The sequence below is a fragment of the Paenibacillus sp. PastF-3 genome, assembly GCF_029893135.1.
Classification (GTDB): Bacteria; Bacillota; Bacilli; order Paenibacillales; family Paenibacillaceae; genus Paenibacillus_AQ; species Paenibacillus_AQ nitricinens.
On the sequence record NZ_JARXWM010000029.1, the window covers coordinates 34,439 to 51,459 of the forward strand.

At 41.1% G+C, this 17,021-nt stretch carries 24 protein-coding genes; 4 read left to right on the forward strand and 20 right to left on the reverse strand.

What is annotated here, in order from left to right:
* Positions 1-60: 60 nt before the first annotated feature.
* The 3 genes from M2444_RS31865 to M2444_RS31875 all read right to left on the reverse strand — a co-directional run bounded on the left by M2444_RS31865 (position 61) and on the right by M2444_RS31875 (position 3,355).
* Complete coding sequence (locus M2444_RS31865) at positions 61-1,686, reverse strand: glycoside hydrolase family 9 protein (RefSeq protein ID WP_280788992.1); 1,626 nt, start codon at positions 1,684-1,686, stop codon at positions 61-63.
* Positions 1,687-1,841: 155 nt separating this feature from the next.
* Complete coding sequence (locus M2444_RS31870; protein WP_094875132.1) at positions 1,842-2,591, reverse strand: GTP pyrophosphokinase; 750 nt, start codon at positions 2,589-2,591, stop codon at positions 1,842-1,844.
* Between the two features lie 185 nt (positions 2,592-2,776).
* Positions 2,777-3,355 (reverse strand): LOG family protein, encoded by a 579-nt coding sequence (locus tag M2444_RS31875; protein WP_094875131.1) that lies wholly within the window; start codon positions 3,353-3,355, stop codon positions 2,777-2,779.
* A gap of 97 nt (positions 3,356-3,452) precedes the next feature.
* On the opposite strand from M2444_RS31875, the gene M2444_RS31880 reads away from it, so the two are divergent.
* Positions 3,453-3,770 (forward strand): MazG nucleotide pyrophosphohydrolase domain-containing protein, encoded by a 318-nt coding sequence (locus M2444_RS31880; protein ID WP_094870124.1) that lies wholly within the window; start codon positions 3,453-3,455, stop codon positions 3,768-3,770.
* A 105-nt stretch (positions 3,771-3,875) separates the two neighbouring features.
* On the opposite strand, the gene M2444_RS31885 is transcribed toward M2444_RS31880, so the two are convergent.
* Positions 3,876-4,913, reverse strand: coding sequence for an HD-GYP domain-containing protein (locus M2444_RS31885; RefSeq protein WP_094870125.1), 1,038 nt, complete (start codon positions 4,911-4,913; stop codon positions 3,876-3,878).
* 126 nt (positions 4,914-5,039) lie between these two features.
* Entirely contained in the window at positions 5,040-5,537 is a 498-nt protein-coding gene (gene lepB / locus M2444_RS31890; RefSeq protein ID WP_094875130.1) for a signal peptidase I, read from the reverse strand.
* Positions 5,538-5,706: 169 nt separating this feature from the next.
* Here lepB and M2444_RS31895 point away from each other — a divergent pair, with 169 nt between their 5' ends.
* Complete coding sequence (locus M2444_RS31895; RefSeq protein WP_094875129.1) at positions 5,707-6,684, forward strand: alpha/beta hydrolase; 978 nt, start codon at positions 5,707-5,709, stop codon at positions 6,682-6,684.
* 108 nt (positions 6,685-6,792) lie between these two features.
* On the opposite strand, the gene M2444_RS31900 is transcribed toward M2444_RS31895, so the two are convergent.
* Positions 6,793-7,155, reverse strand: coding sequence for a DUF4265 domain-containing protein (locus tag M2444_RS31900; RefSeq protein WP_280788993.1), 363 nt, complete (start codon positions 7,153-7,155; stop codon positions 6,793-6,795).
* A gap of 368 nt (positions 7,156-7,523) precedes the next feature.
* Positions 7,524-8,381, reverse strand: coding sequence for an SDR family oxidoreductase (locus tag M2444_RS31905; protein WP_094875127.1), 858 nt, complete (start codon positions 8,379-8,381; stop codon positions 7,524-7,526).
* Between the two features lie 195 nt (positions 8,382-8,576).
* On the opposite strand from M2444_RS31905, the gene M2444_RS31910 reads away from it, so the two are divergent.
* Complete coding sequence (locus M2444_RS31910; protein ID WP_094875126.1) at positions 8,577-9,353, forward strand: hypothetical protein; 777 nt, start codon at positions 8,577-8,579, stop codon at positions 9,351-9,353.
* 18 nt (positions 9,354-9,371) lie between these two features.
* Here the strand turns inward: M2444_RS31910 and M2444_RS31915 are convergent, their stop codons facing one another.
* The 12 genes from M2444_RS31915 to M2444_RS31970 form a co-directional block, all read right to left on the reverse strand.
* Positions 9,372-10,163 carry a lipid II flippase Amj family protein gene (locus M2444_RS31915; RefSeq protein WP_094870132.1) on the reverse strand — a complete coding sequence of 264 codons (792 nt, stop codon included), beginning with the start codon at positions 10,161-10,163 and terminating at the stop codon, positions 9,372-9,374.
* Positions 10,164-10,187: 24 nt separating this feature from the next.
* Entirely contained in the window at positions 10,188-10,598 is a 411-nt protein-coding gene (locus M2444_RS31920; protein WP_280788994.1) for a ribosomal maturation YjgA family protein, read from the reverse strand.
* Positions 10,599-10,607: 9 nt separating this feature from the next.
* Positions 10,608-10,844, reverse strand: coding sequence for a hypothetical protein (locus tag M2444_RS31925; protein ID WP_280788995.1), 237 nt, complete (start codon positions 10,842-10,844; stop codon positions 10,608-10,610).
* Between the two features lie 185 nt (positions 10,845-11,029).
* Positions 11,030-11,617, reverse strand: coding sequence for a histidine phosphatase family protein (locus M2444_RS31930; protein WP_280788996.1), 588 nt, complete (start codon positions 11,615-11,617; stop codon positions 11,030-11,032).
* A gap of 18 nt (positions 11,618-11,635) precedes the next feature.
* Entirely contained in the window at positions 11,636-12,109 is a 474-nt protein-coding gene (locus M2444_RS31935) for an NUDIX domain-containing protein (RefSeq protein WP_094870182.1), read from the reverse strand.
* A gap of 209 nt (positions 12,110-12,318) precedes the next feature.
* Positions 12,319-12,465: a hypothetical protein gene (locus M2444_RS31940; RefSeq protein WP_156113097.1), complete on the reverse strand. Its 147-nt coding sequence runs from the start codon at positions 12,463-12,465 to the stop codon at positions 12,319-12,321.
* 226 nt (positions 12,466-12,691) lie between these two features.
* On the reverse strand, positions 12,692-13,258 hold the full coding sequence (locus M2444_RS31945; protein ID WP_280788997.1) for a putative ABC transporter permease: 567 nt from the start codon (positions 13,256-13,258) through the stop codon (positions 12,692-12,694).
* A 163-nt stretch (positions 13,259-13,421) separates the two neighbouring features.
* Positions 13,422-13,610: a hypothetical protein gene (locus M2444_RS31950; protein ID WP_280788998.1), complete on the reverse strand. Its 189-nt coding sequence runs from the start codon at positions 13,608-13,610 to the stop codon at positions 13,422-13,424.
* A gap of 177 nt (positions 13,611-13,787) precedes the next feature.
* Entirely contained in the window at positions 13,788-13,967 is a 180-nt protein-coding gene (locus tag M2444_RS31955; RefSeq protein WP_042126589.1) for a hypothetical protein, read from the reverse strand.
* A gap of 91 nt (positions 13,968-14,058) precedes the next feature.
* Positions 14,059-14,745, reverse strand: coding sequence for an LrgB family protein (locus tag M2444_RS31960; RefSeq protein WP_280788999.1), 687 nt, complete (start codon positions 14,743-14,745; stop codon positions 14,059-14,061).
* Entirely contained in the window at positions 14,745-15,155 is a 411-nt protein-coding gene (locus M2444_RS31965) for a CidA/LrgA family holin-like protein (protein WP_280789000.1), read from the reverse strand. Before M2444_RS31965 ends, M2444_RS31960 begins: the two co-directional genes overlap by 1 nt.
* Before the next feature lie 209 nt (positions 15,156-15,364).
* Positions 15,365-16,039: an NAD(P)H-dependent oxidoreductase gene (locus M2444_RS31970; protein WP_094875121.1), complete on the reverse strand. Its 675-nt coding sequence runs from the start codon at positions 16,037-16,039 to the stop codon at positions 15,365-15,367.
* Between the two features lie 151 nt (positions 16,040-16,190).
* Here M2444_RS31970 and M2444_RS31975 point away from each other — a divergent pair, with 151 nt between their 5' ends.
* The gene (locus M2444_RS31975) at positions 16,191-16,583 is read left to right on the forward strand and encodes a winged helix-turn-helix transcriptional regulator (protein ID WP_094870140.1); all 393 of its coding nucleotides are present in this window, start codon (positions 16,191-16,193) and stop codon (positions 16,581-16,583) included.
* A 16-nt stretch (positions 16,584-16,599) separates the two neighbouring features.
* On the opposite strand, the gene M2444_RS31980 is transcribed toward M2444_RS31975, so the two are convergent.
* A complete protein-coding gene (locus M2444_RS31980; RefSeq protein ID WP_094870141.1) occupies positions 16,600-16,971 on the reverse strand; it encodes a YkvA family protein in 372 nt (123 codons plus the stop codon).
* Positions 16,972-17,021 lie beyond the last annotated feature (50 nt).

Sequence of the window (17,021 nt, forward strand, 5' to 3'; positions counted from 1 at the left end):
CATAAAAAAAGAGAAAGGCATCTCCCCCATGAGACACGCCTTTCCCTAATATTAATTAATTTATTGATTAAATCGAGCCGTAACGAACACTGCTGGGGAATTCCAATAGATCGTTACCTCATTCGTAGAATAACTAAGCTCATGATCTGCAAAGCACTGAGCAGCAGGTTTCCCTTGTAAATGCTCTACAACATATTCATCATGGAGCCCACGATCCGGCCCCCCAGATACCAGACCCGGGACTGGATCAGCAACATGGTCACCAACAGATGGACGATGATGCGGATGCATCACTGGATGATCGCCAAATCCGGTAACATAACTGATATCCAGTACGTTACGCCCCATCAGATAGTGCAAATGATCTAGCGCACAGTCCGCAAAGCTCATATCGGCACTAAAATATTCAGCCACAACTAGCAGCATAGCATTGTTCATTACGAGCATGTTGCTTCCCCAAATATAGTCGTCCTCTTTTAAGGAGATCCTATAACCATCCCCACGACTCTGTTCCACTAACCGATCCGCTTCTGCTAGAAGTCCTTCTCTTAAGGAAGCATATAAAGCACGGTCTGACAGATCTTCACCATTTAACAGATAGGCAAGTGTGCCATAGCCCCCCATATCCGCCCAGCCTAGACTGTATTTTGGAAAAGATAATTCCACCAGCTGCATAACAGCATGATGGTATTCTTCTTTCCCCGTCGTACGATAGAGCTCCGCAGCTGCCCAATACCGCTCATCCTTGTCGTTCCCATCTCCATATTCCCCGGTGCTGATTTCTGGCGGATTTATAAACCCTGGTGCATCTGGATGTTGAACAAGCCATTCCCAAGCTAATGTTGCGGCATCCAGACATTTCTTCGCATAGGCTGAGTCAAAGGGCTCATATATCCGTGCTGCCATGGCCATGACTCCAGCAAAATCGCCAGTGGCGGTGGATGACACCGGTGAGAAATATAGATCTGCTGTATCAGCCTCTGGCATGACATCCAAGCCGGGAAAGCTCAGTGTAGTCAGTTTATGATACACTCCACCTGTTCTATAGTCTTGCATTTTGAACAACCAATCCAGCTCCACTTTGCATTCCAGCAGTACATCTGGAGTTATCCCCCCACTTTCAGGAATCGGGATAGCGCTTACAAAAGCAGAAGGATATAACTCATACGCTAGGAATAGATCAGCGATGGCCTTGGCTCCAGGTCCGCTGTATTTGCCATAATCACCTGCATCATGCCAGCCCCCAGAACAATCTAGCCGACGCTCCGTTTCACCATACACAATACCCTCTGCTGTATGACATGCCTTATGCTTCCATTCGCCAGCATACTCTTCAGTTAACTCAACCCCGCAACGATAATAATAAAAGGCCTTCAGCAAGCCCTGTTGAAGCTCGTGATAAGGTTTATCTGAAATAATAAATGATGCCGAAGCTATCCCCTCACCTTGCTCAATCCGGTATCTGCCCACTGCATGAACCTCAGAAAAATCACCTGTATGTACAGTTACTCCGCTTGCCTCATCAAATCTGGGAGCACCTGTCTGCCCTTCAAATACAACATTTCCATGATCAACATCAACAACCTGAAAGTCATGTTCTGCACCAGTAAACACTGCAATCTTTTCTCCACCCACCGGATATCCGATTTGATTTACAGTGATGGTTCGGAGTCTACGCTCACTCATCTTCATTCTCCTTCATATCAATTTGATGAAGCCAATGATTACAAGTCTCTCTTTCAAGTTGAGAATACTCTATTCTAGTTGTACGTGGCAATGATAACTACAATAAAAAAACCTAGAGTTAACCAGAAACGGTAACTCTAGGTGATGTGATCAGCTTATTTGTCTCCAAGCAGCTTAATAAAGTTAGCCGGAAGTGTGAATTGCTGATTGTGAATCACTATACGGCGAAGCTCCTCAAAGGAACTAAGATCATCATCTTCATCGTCGTCTTTGATTTCTTTAATGTCCCGATGCAGTCGCTCCATTTGCAGATCAAGTGCATGAGCGGCATCCGCTGCATTTTTCAATTCACGCGTCATACTCTCTGGTACTGACTTATTATATTTATAGAAAATTTTATGTTCGAGACTTGCCCAGAAATCCATGGCAATGGTACGAATTTGTACCTCAACGCACACTAACTCCTGACGATCTGACATAAACACAGGTACCTGAATCAGCAAATGTAAACTTTGATATCCGTTAGGCTTGGGGTTCTTAATATAATCCTTCACTTCAAGAACCGTTAAGTCGTCCTGCTTCTGAAGCATTTCACTTACATGATAAATATCTGAGATAAAAGAGCAGGTAATTCGTAGACCTGCAATGTCTTTAATACAATTTCTCACAGAATCTAGAGATAAATCTCCATTTTTACGGAGCATTTTGTTCATAATACTCTCGGGAGACTTGATTCTCGATTTAGTATGTTCAATTGGACTGTAATCGTGAAGAGACTGAAACTCCTGTTTGAGGATCTCAATCTTCGTCTCCATCTCATCAAGTGCAAATTTATAAATCAACATAAATCGGGTGATCTCGTGCTTAAGCTTCTTAAATTGTTCGATTTGATTCTCGGGGGTCATTATCCATTTCTCCTCTTGTAGCTTTTCTCTATATTTATCATAGCCAATCCACTAGTGAAATTCAAATTCAGCAAATCCCATATTTCAAATGGGGTATTCACCTACCCATATTCTACCACAACAAATGATTAGCAGAAAAAGAGCTCCCTCTCGGCAGCCCATTCATCTGTTACAGTAACTGTTCTCTAGTTAAGCTGTTTCCACTTTTGTTCCAACGTTTGAGGGACATAGCTTTCTAGTTTTTTTAATAGTTCCGAGGGTTCTTGGTCTATATTTAACAAGCTAAGATGTGAAGCGTTAGAAAATCCCTCGTTAATGCTGTGTTGAATCAGATTCATCAGAGGATCAAAATAATTCCTGATATTTAAAACCCCTACCGGTTTCTTATGTATACCGATTTGTGACCAGCACAAAACCTCAAACAGCTCTTCATACGTCCCAAAACCGCCGGGTAAAGCAATAAAGCCATCTGCCAGCTCCCCCATTTTTGCTTTTCGTCCATGCATATCGTCCACTTCTATCAGCTGTGTTAATTCTCTATGTACCATCTCTCCATTAAACAATCCCCTAGGCATAACTCCGATCACCTCACCTCCACCGTTCAAGACAGCATTAGCGACTTCACCCATTAATCCAATTCTTGACCCCCCGTAAATTAAGCGATAATCGTTCATAGCCATATGGTTACCAAGTTCAACAGCTTTAGCTTTATATTCCTCATGCACCCCTAAATTCGACCCTGCAAAAACACAAATTGATTTCAAATCCTCATCTCCAAACTATATATTGATAATATCCGACATCTAATATACTATATGTTGGAGAATAAATCATATAAAAGATTAAGGAGTGCTACATAATATGGAGATCAATGAAGTGCAGAAATGGATTAAAAGTTATTATGGACAAAGAGGCTGGACCGATTATGGTCCTTTTATACGGGTTGGATTTCTTATGGAAGAGACCGGTGAGGTTGCACGGGCAGTACGCTCCTATGAAATCGGAAGAGATCGCCCAGATGAATCTACCCCTCCACCAGAGCAACTGAAACACGACTTGATTGAGGAAATTGGTGATGTGCTAGGAAATATAGCCTTGTTAGCCGATTTGTATGGTATCACTTTAGAAGAGGCATTTACTGCACATAAGGAAAAATTAGTTAAACGCTTTAATTCCTAAGGAGAAGTAGGAAAAGGGCTACAATAGGCATTTAAAAAAGGCTACCCCACGATCTTAGTGATCGAGTGGATAGCCTTCCCTTTATTTTCGTAACGAAAATATTTATTAAATAAATACTTCCTCAACGGTCAAATTTCGCTCCTTGGATAAATCCCTAAACGTAGATTCATCCACTTTCACTAACGGTTTAAAAATATCCAAAGGATTGTTCATAATAATCGTACCTTGCTCTCCGTTGCTAAGCTGAACACTTTTACCTACAAAGTTCGGCAGTAAATGTCCAATCAAAGCTTGTACCGCATTTCCATTCAGCTTTCCAAAGCCCAGCTCATGCACCTTGCGCAGAACAGTTATCAGCCCTTGTTTGGGTTGATTCACTCTTGCAGAGGTCATCCCAACATAGGCATTAGCAACAGCCACAATCAGTGTATACGGGTGCAGGTCCGCCTTACGAAGCATATTAGGATAACCGGTCCCATCCTCGAATTCATGATGCTGAAGCGCCACCAGAGCGGTCTTCTCGTCATTCATAGATTTAAGAATAATATCGTATCCATACGAAGTGTGACGCTTTAGTTCTTCAGTTTCTTCGGGGGTTAAGATCCCCGTCTTATTTAAGATAGAGGGGTCGATCTGACTTTTTCCTATGTCGTGTAAATACCCTGCCCGGCTAATCTCGTAGCGTTCTTCTTTGGTATAACCTAACCAAGTCGCTATGTAAAAGGATAGCAGTCCGACCTGTAATGAATGATTGTATGTACCAACGTCTTCCCGTTCAAGGAGCAGCAATAAGGAAACTACATCCTTATGTTCATCCATTTTTTCCAGCAAGGGCTGCAACGTAAGATCTACATCTGACTGCGTGAAACTGCCCTTGCTGAGTGCCTCTAGAAAAATAGATTCATAGTTTTGGATCGCTAGATCAAAGTTTCCATTTAGGCTTTGTTCCAGATTCGTTCCCTCATTATCCATCGCAATGCTGCGAGGTTCAATATCAACATAATCGATACGATGTCTCATCAGGAGGGTGATTTCTTCTTGGTAAACAATTGTCCCTTTTGGGAGCACGTGTAAACCAACACTATTAAAAGTGTCCAACATAAGACAATCGCCATGTTTGAGATCCGTGACATGAGCTTTCAAAATTCTGCACCCTTCCTATCAATAGGTATATTTTACCTTAAGGATAGCTAAATTATTCCAAAGTCACAATATGGTTAAAGTCTCATTAACACTCACAATTAGTTCAAAAGACCCCCGCTACATCACCTAAAAAGGAATACTAAAGTCCGCTATCACTTTTCCGATCAACTGATCCTTCGCTACAAAAGGAGTAGCCCAGAGATGAGCATCATTGCTTATATTCCGGTTATCTCCGAGAAAAAAGTAATGATCCGCCGGAACTGTAACGGGCCCAAAAGTATAGTCCATCCGCTCATTAAGATAGGGTTCATTGATCTCCGTTCCATTTCTGTAAAGCGCTCCATCTTTAATTTCAATGGTATCACCTGGCAACCCTATCAACCGCTTTACATATCTTTTATGCTCATCACCCGCTACCGGGGGCGTAAACACGACGATATCTCCATGATCGAGTGTCGTCATCCATAACATTTTTTCCACGATTAGACGGTCATTAATTTCAATTGTAGGAATCATAGAGCCAGTAGGAACCCTCATGGCTTCAGCAACATAAGTTCTTACAAACAAAGATAGGACCACTGCAATAGCAACACTTGGCAAATATTGTTTGATAAATTTCAACATAATTGCTCACCTCATATTCATTTTATAGACACTTTGATCGGTGCAGAAGCTTTTTACGCTCGTTCATATTCAGTTCATATTGTCGTCATGTAGGGTTCACCTTCATGGGGTAAGCTTCCTTTAGCAACTCATTAAGATAGCTAGAATAAACCGATTAGAACAGGAGAAGATGCAAGTGAAACCAGAAGAAGAGGTTATTAAAAAAAAGATGAATAAACCGCTTAAAATTATACTTATATCCTTAGGGGCTTTAGCTACTGCAATAGTACTTTTTCTAGTGACTGTTTTTGTAGCTAATATTTTCTTAAATAAATCGGACCAAGCTAAAATAAAACCCTATGGTCAGTCTGTAAGCGTCGATGGTAAAAAAATGAATGTTTTGATTCAAGGAAATGGCGAAGAGACAGTCGTGCTCTTACCTGGTTATGGAACGGTGGCACCGGGACTTGATTTTAAGCTGTTAATAGATGAACTATCCCCATTTTACAAAGTTGTCGCGATTGAGCCTTTCGGTTATGGATTAAGTGATAGAACTGAAAAAGAACGAACCACGGAAAATATTGTAAGTGAAATTCATGAAGCTGTAAAACAACTTAATATTGACCGTTATATTCTAATGGCACACTCTATTTCCGGTATGTACAGTTTGAATTATGTGAACAAATATCCAAACGAAGTGAGTGCATTTGTCGGGATTGATAACAGTATTGCAACGGAAGACAGAATAGATGTTAAAATACCAACAGGAAAATTAAAACTACTTAGATCATCGGGCTTGGGCAGATTGGTATTGAAATCTAGTGGAAATCCCTATGCTGGATTGCCGTTTGATGAAGAAACTAAAGAACAATTGAGATTGTTTACGCTTAGAAACACTTATAATTACACTCACTTAAATGAAATGGGACATATGGCTACTAATTATAAAGGGGCTCTAAATTCAACTTTTCCAAAAGATCTTCCTCTTTTGCTCTTTGTACAAGGGGATGATACTCTCTTAAAAGATTGGATATCATTGCATGAAGAGCAGGTCAAAAATTCCAAGCAAGGAAAATTGGTAAAACTTGATGCAGGTCATTATCTGCACCATACCAAATCAAAAGAAATCGCAGAAAATTTCAAGACATTTATGAAAGAAATAAAATAATATAGATTGTATCGCTCAGATTGTCTAAAACGCGTTTCACCTATTCTCCGTGCTGCTGCATCATGTGCAAGCTTCCTTGCATTTCATGCCGCAGCATTTTTTTCTTACTCATACTTCATTAATATTTACGTACCCACTATGAATGACCAACAAACCGCCAAAGATCTGTTCACATTTCCCATCATTCTCTGTGATCCGTTGTTTAAAAGCAGAAATGGCTGTTGAATCAACAGCCTCTTTACTGAGGAGCCAAGCGTACCTTTTGAAATGAGATTTCTGTACCGTTTCCTGATAGTAATAGATCCCTAGTTCTTCTTTCACCCGTATAATATCACCCATTGTAACACTTGGATTAAAAATTGGAGTCTCTTCGATGCGGTATTTATCTTTACCCACTGGAGTAACATCAAGGATTTCAATTTCCCGGCCTGCTGGATCGAAGCAAATATGTAGTCCCGACGAATCTAGCATCGACACACCTCAATTCTATTCAAAATCTGATCTTGATGATTCTAAATAACGCAAAACACAATAAATACATTAAGCTTGTAATCCCGAACAACCTGAAGATTCCCGGCGTTAAAAACATATATATACTGTATGGAAAACTCCAAATAAAGGCGAGAAGCATGAGAGGACTTCTATCTAAAGAGATACCTATCGCAAGTAATCCGGCAGGCAACACCAGCATTACCATACTTATTATAATACTGGATTGATTCGTAACCTCAGCATACGGATTAATGAATATAAATATAAACCATAAAAAAACGGTCATCAAACTGGATACATATCCAATAAGTTTAATGATTGTTAAGTTTATGGATTGCTCCATTCCATCACCTCAATTCTTTCGCAATCATTCTCTCCAGCCATTTCCACGGGAGCAGCGTTTTGCCTAAGATCAAGATCCGGGTGCCTTTGCCGATAGGATACCGAAGCCTTGGTGACTTCATTTCAGTAATTCGACCGATGAGATCTGCCACTTGCTTTGGATCAGGTGCAGTTTCAGCGGTATGCTTGGAATATCGTAGCACAGCATCCAGACGATCTCTATAAGGAGAATCCTCGGCTGGACGAATTTGTTCCATTCCTTTTCCCCAAATCGGAGTACGGAATGAGCCAGGTTCAATTAATACTACACGTATTCCATAAGGAGACATTTCATGACGCAGACTTTCACTGAATCCTTCTACTGCAAATTTGGAAGCTGCATATGGAGCATACCCCGGAAACCCGGACAACCCGCTTATACTCCCCACGTTAATAATCGTACCACTTTTCTGTTCTCGCATAACTGGCAGCACAGCCTTTGTCACCGCGACTAATCCGAAAAAATTCGTCTCCATTTGCTGGCGCCATTCCTCCATACGTAGCTCTTCTATGAAGCCACCTATAGCAAAGCCTGCATTATTTACCAAAACATCAATTCTTCCGAATGTTTCGTGTACTGAGGATATAGTCGCCTGTATAGACTCACTATCGGTAACATCCATAGTCATAAAATGAAGCTGCTTTAAGAGTCCTGCTTGCTCTGCCTGCTGCTCAAGCGCGCCTTTACGACTCAAATCGCGCATGGTTGCTACAACTTTGAATCCCTGTCCAGCCAGTTTCAAGGCTGTGAGCAGTCCAAATCCACTAGAGGTTCCGGTTATTAAGGCCACTCGATCATGCATTCGATCTAGATGTGAATTCATCTTTGACTCTCCTTATGTTTCATTATTCCAAAAAGCAAACAAATGTTCTTTTTCAGATTGACTATCCATTAATTTCAAGTTATAGTAAGTGTATCATTTATATTTCTGCGAGAGAAGCACCTCGCAAGATAGGCATTCATGCCTATCTTGGAGGTGCTTTTTTGCGCGCATAGACTAATTAAGGAGCTGAAATGAATGTTTATTCACAATTTTAGTTATTTAAAGCGGTTTGTCCAATTCATTCTAGTAGTAGCCCTCCTCAACATCAACCTAACATTAGCTTCAGCAGGTACAGATTGGGAGTCAGCCTTAGATGACATTAACGGTCTCCATGCTAATTATACCTCACTTCAAGTAGCCCTCAAGTCCTATAGCTCAAAAATTCAAATGTTACGTAAGCAGAATAATGAAACACTGAAATCTATTCATTCTGTCATAGAGTCAACAGATAAGGTTCTGCTGAGTCGTTTATCATCTGAAGCTACGTCAGCTCAGAAGAAACATGCTCCCCTGCTGGAACAATACAGCACTCTCAGTAAGCAGTCTACCGCAGCCAAGAAAGCTAAGGATTTTAAGACAGCCACTCTCCTGGATCTAAGACGCAATAAGCTCAAAGCTGCGGTAACACTCGCTCGCACTGAAATGAAGGCGAAGACAGACGCATTGGCAACTGCCCGCAAGCAAACCGCTGCCAAGATCAAGCCTGTCAAAGATGCTCTGGCCCCGATCACAGCTTTGAAGAAGCAAATCACCGCCGAGAACAAGAATATCGCTATAGCACAGAAAGTTCGTTCAGAAGCAGATAAACAATATAAATCGGCTGTAAAACAAGGGGATGCGATTACGGCAGCAATAAAAATGAAAGCATCCTTTGAGCAAATGAAACGAATTCATGACATGCATCAAAATATTTACAGCTGGGAGCAGAAGATCTCCCTAGCTCTACGATCTGCAGAGTCTAAGCTTCCATAATGATTCGCTCCCACCGGCTCATATCAGCTTCACTAATATACTGATTAGTTGGGCTGCGGGCACAATCAGGAGCTGAGCAAATATAGTACCTAGAAATCGTGAACCCATCAATACCACATATATTTTTCCTAGCTGATCACGGTATTCTACATTTTCAGTGGCTTTATGGGTAATAAGACCAAGCTGTGGGTCGATAAATATGGTCAGCAGTATAGTCGCCATTCCATTAATCAATCCAGAGGCTTGAGAAGCAGTCGTGCTATATTGAGGCATTAGATGAGCAGCATACAAAGATGAAATGACCCCTACGGTGTAAAAGGCTGTAACAAAAACATTCATAACAATAAAACGTTTAGGAATCCCCAAGTATCTGAAGTTATATAGATTCACTTTTGGTTTTCTTATGTATTTTCTAGTATTTTTTAACTGCCCGATCGTTACGCTCGTAAGCAGCTTGGGAATAGAACCTTCAATTTCAAGCTTTGAGATGATTCTCCCAAACAAGCCTACGAAGGTTGGAAAAATAGCAATGGCTATTAATGTCCCTAATGAAGAAGCTAATAATATAATTCTCAGGTAATTAAGTAGTGGGAAATCAGAATGTATTTTGGCATAATCTACGAATTTAGCCGTCAGTGGAGCTTGAATCATGTTTGCAGTTCTTGACACGAGAACAATAATGCCTGTCAAAGACAAAGCAATAGCTATCTTGTTCAGCTTCACCCCGGCGTATCTTACCGAATAAGATAACGTTTCTGCTGTATGAATAATCATTGTAAGCAAGCATACTACAATCAAGCTATTTACCATTTGTAGGTTCATCTCCATTGAGAACTATTTATCTATTCGGTGCAGTTTTGAGCGAAAGTATTGATCCAGTCCGTAAGAAAGCGTAATTCCAACGGTATATCGTACAAGGTCAATCCATAGGAATCCCTTTCCGAGAATCAACCCGCCGGGTACGGTAGCACGGATGTTGCTGATCCACTCTGCTTGATACAGTTGGCTAAATTCTATGCCGAAGCTAAACATCAGGCTCCACATAAAAGCGATCCACAGCTTCCGGTTCACTAGCAGAACGCGAAACATAAAGTAAACCATACTGCCCCACAGCGCGTCTCCAAAATGTCTCGTTACAAACAAGGGTAGCTGTTCCGAGAATGCTCTAGAGCATAACCCAAGTACAATAACAATTAGGCAGATGCATCCATAAATAACTCTTTCTTTTAAAGCCTTGACTCTCATTTCCATCCTCTATCCTGCGTCTGACTTGAAGTTTATGCTTGCTATAATATTTATCATCACGATATAAAACGGATAAATAATCATGGCCCCTATTATGATTAACCCTGTTACTGGTACTGGTTTATCCGCAGCTTCTGTAATCGGGAACCATGCTGCGAATAAATTAATGAACAGAATCAAATATGGATACCACAGTATCGTAGTGAAATACTTGGATTTTTTACCATTCAAATATTTTTTTGTCATCCAAACAAACCCAATAGAACAAAATATAAATAACACAAATATGAAGATAAGCTCTAAGTTATTTACTTTATCCAGCTCCAAGCCAGAAATTCTACTAATACGATAAATATTCACTAGTAGCTCTATTACGACAAACAACATAAAGGCATAAAGTACGCTTAACGAATTAAGCTTAATAAAATATTTCATTTACTCAGTACTTCGGGGTTCCACATTCGTTCCACACTAGTAAGCTCTAATTCATCAAATTCCAGCCTATAAATATCTGGTTTCGAAGTCTGCTCAAAGAACTCATAACCATACTCTTTATTGAAGTAATTCAGGATAATGGTCATGATATTCCCGTGGGTACCTAGTGCAATTTTGCCGCCTTTATTTTGCTGGATCAATTGCTTCATGATGGGGATCGCACGCTCTTGCGCTTCCTGAGTACTCTCTCCATTCGGCATTTTATATTGTAAGTCTGTGAATGATGTCCGGATCGCCTGAAGAAATTCTTGTTCACTGATCTCGATCTCCATGCTTGCTATGGCTCTTTCTCTAAATTCCTCATACAACTCAATTTCTTGCTCCGAAGCTTCAGCCAAATATTTAATGGTATCTATCGCTCGTCTATAAGGACTGGAGACAAAATGTGTGATCTCTTCCTCCGCCAACAGTTCTTTAATTCTAAATGCGTCCTCATGACCTTTTTCAGATAATCCTCGTTCTCTCTCATCCCCAAGCACAAAAGGTGATACGGCGTGTCTAATCATATAAATAAAAGTCTTCATGAATTACTCCTCTCCAGCTCATTCAAATATCGTCTTTGTCACTTCGCGGTCTTTCTTGAAAATCTCCACTGGATAGGGAATGGCCATCTCGGGCAGCTCACTCTCTTTAAAGAACTTAAATTCTTCGACTTCTCCATCCATTGCTCTCAGCGTTCCACGGATGATAGAACACTCAAATACGATGACTGTATATTCCACCTGATCTCCATTGTTATATTCGTATCTATATTTCCCTCCGCCAAATACCCCAAGAATGGTAGTAGGATGCACCATTAATCCAGTCTCTTCATATACTTCTCTGCGCAAAGTTCTTCCCGGTCGTTCCCCTGGCTCGATGGCGCCTGCTGGCAATCCCCACAAAGACTCTTCAGGTTTTCGAATAAACAGAATTTCATCTTCTTTATTTCTTATTACTGCAGCTACGGAAGGCATCATTAATAACTCTGAACCCACTTTTCCTCGGATCTCCTGATAATACTCAGACATCGGCACGTTATTCATCCACCCTCTCACACTGTTTTATAGAACATCATCCATTTTCCTCCGGCTTCCCAAAAATCCACATTATGTATATATTAGACATCTCTGTGATGGAATCCTTTAGATTCGGCAATATGCTTAGCGCAGAACAAAAAAAGCTTCCGAACGGCTCAATACTTTCTGAGGTCCGGAAGCAGTTACAATGAGGTGAGACTTTGAGCTTAATGTTTCCCTTTGTAGCCGGCAAGCTGTACGATCATGATGACAAGAACAAGCAATGAAATGAGCTGGTCAATACTCATCTGCGTCCGCCTCCAATCCCAAATGAAGGATGGCTCTTCGGACGGCATTTCCTCTCCCAAGGACACTGCTTCGTTCCCCTTATACACACTATGTAACATGAGTTCCAATTATTACTTCCACATCATCTAGTTGATCTTCGCCGAACACTTTAAAGCCATTTTTGGACAAGACGTCCTTCCTCATACCACTTCAAGAAATGAGCATCCAGACACGGCACATCACCATTATACAAAACTGATATGTTTGTGCTTCATATACAAAAGAATGCTTATGTTGTTCATATAGACATCATTAATCTTGATATTGGGGGGTCTTCTCACTTCTATACCGACTCCAGCAAGTCCACAATAAATCAGCCATAAGATAGAGTCCCACGAAAGGATAAATAATTCCCCAAACGTTATGGACTTGTGAATATAAAAGCTCCATGAACGGCTGAATCCCAAATACACAAGCTACCGATAGCGCCCACCAATATAGGGAGAATCGAAGGCAAATATGCCCTTGCAGTTGATAAGACATCCCTGAGTAATCCCACCATTGCTTTTGAAAGACAGTCTTCAGCAACCTACCACTTACATATTCAACAGCTGAAGGAACGACTAACGCAAGCAGGAGGAAAATTGGGAAAGGCAGGGTTAAGTCTCTGGCAATCAGTAGAAGCAGTGGTGCAAATCCATACATTGGTTTAAAAGGACCTTTTAGAAAGCCTTCTTTGCGAAAGCTTCCATTACTATATAAGTTATATGTACCCTCCAATACCCAGCCTAAAAAAGAGTAGATCATAAAATAAAAGAAATATTGGCCCGCCACTGCCATCGCAGGTTCTCCGCTTGAAGAAAATATAGAAGTCATCATATTTATACACCGCTCCTAGTTGTCATTATTTTCTTAAATATCCATCCGGCCCTATTATGCCTTAATCCTTCAGGAGATATGCGCAACAAAAAAGACATAACCCATAGGTTATGCCTTCATTACAAAATATAAGGAGGAAAGTGGATTCTCTAGCCTTCCACGCTTATGGTTTAAGTTGTTCTTCAGGATTCTGAGCCGGGGTCAGCGACTGATCGTCGTATTGTTTCTTTAACGTATCCATTGTAAGCTCACTTCTTACGCCAAAGTTTGAACCATATTTTTTCTCAGAGTTACCTGCTAGAGCCTCGCCACGTTTTTGCCGATATCGGCTGTTCTCGTTCCGACTACGCATTTCATTTCCTCCCTGCAACAAGAATGGCTGAGATCTGTGGAATTAGCGAAAAGCAACGACGAACTTGGATAAAATACTCTGATGAGGTTGTACTTGATTCCATTATACAATAATTACTAAAACGATCTCAAGAAAAAACAGACTGTCCGATGAAGGACAGCCTGTCTTCCGAATCATTTAGTCTAAATCGTTAGGAAGCGGATCAGGATGAGAGGACTCTGCAGGCTTGGCTACCCAATCGTCTGCTTCTGGCTCGATGTCCACGCCATTCTCCATCTTCTTAATTTCAGCTAATGAATCGCCGTCTTTATTTTCCTTGTTGCGGATTTCCGCTTCATCTTGAGAATAATCTGACATGTGAAATCCTCCTCAGGTGCTTTGCTTTATTTGTTCTTTAGTTATAGTTACCCGATGGAGTGTTTTGCAAACATAGTTATGATGATTGAATTTAAGGGTACATGATCCAAGCTACCACCGGACCGATACATGAACCGACAATAGCACAGACGGTCATCGCTACGGAGCTCATTGAAACTGACTGTTCTCCATATTCCAGTGCCTTTGCAGTTCCAAGTGCATGAGAACCCGTTCCTAACCCGATCCCAATCCCAACTTCGCTTCGAATCTTAAACAGCTTAATAATGAGAGGACCGCCAATTGCACCTGTAAATCCGGCAATCATTACAAATACGGAGGTTAGCGAGGAGTCCCCACCTAAACCATTCGAGATCTGTATCGCTACAGGTGTGGTGATCGACTTTGGTAATATGGACAAAACATATATTTTAGAGAATCCTAGCCCTGCCGCTAAAAGCAAACCACTAAACATCCCTATTAACAAACCTACAATAGCGCCCCCTAGGATCGCCGGAAAATTCTCAACTAACACATTACGTTGTTTATATAATGGATAGGCTAGCGCCACTACAGCAGGTCCCAGTAGCTGATTAATCCACTGACCGCCTATCATATATGTATCATACGGAATATGAAAGTATAGAAGTATTGCTACAACAAGGGCTGTGGCTGTTAGAGCGGGAATAAGAACAGGAAACCGAAAACGTCTATATACCACGGACATCAATAAATAAATTGCAACATTAAGCAGGACAATTCCTGTCGCGATAAAAAACATTATATTTCCTTCCCCTTTTCGCTTAAGCTCTTGCTGTTCCAGCCCGCCTTACTCTTGTCTTTCAAGGTTGAAAGCCATTGACTGGTATGTGCTGCGACTGCAATAGTGAGTACGCTGCTAACGATAAGAATCAAGATTAACAGCAAACCTCTCCCACTAAAAATATCCATATGCTTCACGATCCCAGCCGTCGCTGGAATAAAAAATAACGGAAGATAAGCTAATATTGTTGTTGCACCCTCTTCAATCCACTTCACTGGTACAACCTTGAATAGCAATAAAACAAAGAGCAGAAGTAATCCGACGATACTCCCAGAAACAGGAAGATGCAGCTGCTTTTGCAGGAAGTCTCCAGCCAAGTAGAACAAATAAAGCAGGAGCACTTGGATAATTATGCGAATGATTTTCATGATGCAGGATCCCTTCATTATTAAATTAACTCGATAAAGCTTAAAATGGGTCACCTCAATAAGAGTATCAGAGTTTTCATGAAAATTTCAATTACTTTTCGAATCTTGTAAGAATTAAACAAAAATACCCTGTATGATCTCCGGAACGCCGGAGACTTTACAGGTTAGTTATTTTCGTTATGCTGCTCTAAATTGAAATCCCAGCTTATTTAAACCCACTGAATGACTTGCTCTGCGCTTTGTCGTGTTTTTCCACGCGGTTCATTCAAACGATATCCAAAGGCTACCATGCAGGAGATTCCAAAATGTTCGGCCTCCATAATCCCCTCTTCGGTAAGAATCTGCTCTAGCTTCGCCTTATCGAAACCTTCCATTGGGCAAGAATCGATTCCGATTAAAGCGGCTGATGTCATCATATTACCAAGGGCTATATAAGTCTGCCGGCAGCTCCATTCGAACATTGCCCGCTCATTCTCCATCAATCCGAAATCAACCTTCAGGAACTTATCGTACATATTACCTTTCCCTTCCATCACTTCTGGAGGCAGCGCCTGGACATGCTCCATCATCCCTCTAATATAGTCGGAATCAGCAGACATATCTTTAGGAAGACGGGAGAGAATCAATACAAAGTGACTTGCAGTTGGCAATTGCTTTTGTGCTCCCCAGGCATGAGTTCGTAATTTCTCGCGTATTTCCGGACTTTGTACTACGACAAAACGCCAAGGCTCAAATCCGAATGAACTTGGTGACAGACGTCCTGTTTCCAGAATAAACTGAAAGTCTGACTCACTAATTTTCTTATGACTATCAAATTCTTTAGTTGCATGTCTGAATTGGTAGGCAGACAGGATTTCATTTTTGTTTAATGATAAAGTACCCATATTTAACACTCCTTTTGTTTGCTTAGAACCAACGACCCATTTGACTGTTTGCCGTTCTCATGCATAATATTAGAATATATATCACTTCTTTAAAAGTACGCACATTAATGTTATGTAGTATACAAAATGATACTATGGGAGTTGAACGGCTATGCGTGATCGAAAAGGTGGATTCGGAGATCACCCAGAAAGCAATAAGGAAGCTTGCCCTGTGGAATTTACGCTCGATGTTATAGGAGGAAAATGGAAGGGGATCCTCATCTATCACTTGATGGATGGAACGAAACGCTTTAACGAATTTCGACGGATATGCCCAGGAATCACTCAACGCATGTTAACCTTGCAGCTTAGAGAGCTGGAAGAAGATGGAGTTGTTCACCGTGAGGTCTACCATCAGGTTCCCCCGAAAGTCGAATACTCGTTAACTGAATTTGGCAAGACGCTGACCCCTATTATTAAACTCATGAAAGACTGGGGAGAGGTTTACAAAACAAAACAGCTTTCCGCAGAAAGCTGTCCAGAAGGTATGGATATTACGGTGTAGCTCAAAGCTGCACCTTCTATTTTTCAAAAAATGCTTCAGCCTTTTCCTTATGTTCATCCGTAACCTGACCTGAGATCGCTTTGATTCCTGCTGCAATAATTGCAGCATCATCCGTAAATCCAAGTCCGAGAATCGCATCCGGTATCGCATCAATCGGGGAGATGAAATAAGCCAACGCTCCGAAGGCAATTCCTTTTGCCCATAAAGGGGTCTTTGCGTCGACTGCGCAATAATACATCGCAATAGCATCTTTAGTAAATGGGATCTTGCCTGCGAACTTTTTAGTTTTTGTCCAAAAATTCCGCGTCACCATCTCCTCGTTCTCTTTACTGTATGGAAACTTCTCTGCTGTGAGTTCCGTGGTGATCTTATCATCATCTTTCTTCATTAGAATTTCCCTCCGCAAGGTTCATATGAAGTTCATACAGTCAGTATACC

Coding starts and splice junctions, on each gene's coding strand:
- M2444_RS31865 (WP_280788992.1), bottom strand. CDS start 1,686: ATGAGTGAGCGTAGACTCCGAACCATCACTGTAAATCAAATCGGATAT.
- M2444_RS31870 (WP_094875132.1), bottom strand. CDS start 2,591: ATGACCCCCGAGAATCAAATCGAACAATTTAAGAAGCTTAAGCACGAG.
- M2444_RS31880 (WP_094870124.1), top strand. CDS start 3,453: ATGGAGATCAATGAAGTGCAGAAATGGATTAAAAGTTATTATGGACAA.
- lepB (WP_094875130.1), bottom strand. CDS start 5,537: ATGTTGAAATTTATCAAACAATATTTGCCAAGTGTTGCTATTGCAGTG.
- M2444_RS31895 (WP_094875129.1), top strand. CDS start 5,707: ATGCAAGTGAAACCAGAAGAAGAGGTTATTAAAAAAAAGATGAATAAA.
- M2444_RS31900 (WP_280788993.1), bottom strand. CDS start 7,155: ATGCTAGATTCGTCGGGACTACATATTTGCTTCGATCCAGCAGGCCGG.
- M2444_RS31905 (WP_094875127.1), bottom strand. CDS start 8,381: ATGAATTCACATCTAGATCGAATGCATGATCGAGTGGCCTTAATAACC.
- M2444_RS31910 (WP_094875126.1), top strand. CDS start 8,577: ATGTTTATTCACAATTTTAGTTATTTAAAGCGGTTTGTCCAATTCATT.
- M2444_RS31915 (WP_094870132.1), bottom strand. CDS start 10,163: ATGGTAAATAGCTTGATTGTAGTATGCTTGCTTACAATGATTATTCAT.
- M2444_RS31920 (WP_280788994.1), bottom strand. CDS start 10,598: ATGAGAGTCAAGGCTTTAAAAGAAAGAGTTATTTATGGATGCATCTGC.
- M2444_RS31925 (WP_280788995.1), bottom strand. CDS start 10,844: ATGACAAAAAAATATTTGAATGGTAAAAAATCCAAGTATTTCACTACG.
- M2444_RS31930 (WP_280788996.1), bottom strand. CDS start 11,617: ATGAAGACTTTTATTTATATGATTAGACACGCCGTATCACCTTTTGTG.
- M2444_RS31945 (WP_280788997.1), bottom strand. CDS start 13,258: ATGATGACTTCTATATTTTCTTCAAGCGGAGAACCTGCGATGGCAGTG.
- M2444_RS31950 (WP_280788998.1), bottom strand. CDS start 13,610: ATGCGTAGTCGGAACGAGAACAGCCGATATCGGCAAAAACGTGGCGAG.
- M2444_RS31955 (WP_042126589.1), bottom strand. CDS start 13,967: ATGTCAGATTATTCTCAAGATGAAGCGGAAATCCGCAACAAGGAAAAT.
- M2444_RS31960 (WP_280788999.1), bottom strand. CDS start 14,745: ATGTTTTTTATCGCGACAGGAATTGTCCTGCTTAATGTTGCAATTTAT.
- M2444_RS31965 (WP_280789000.1), bottom strand. CDS start 15,155: ATGAAAATCATTCGCATAATTATCCAAGTGCTCCTGCTTTATTTGTTC.
- M2444_RS31970 (WP_094875121.1), bottom strand. CDS start 16,039: ATGGGTACTTTATCATTAAACAAAAATGAAATCCTGTCTGCCTACCAA.
- M2444_RS31975 (WP_094870140.1), top strand. CDS start 16,191: ATGCGTGATCGAAAAGGTGGATTCGGAGATCACCCAGAAAGCAATAAG.
- M2444_RS31980 (WP_094870141.1), bottom strand. CDS start 16,971: ATGAAGAAAGATGATGATAAGATCACCACGGAACTCACAGCAGAGAAG.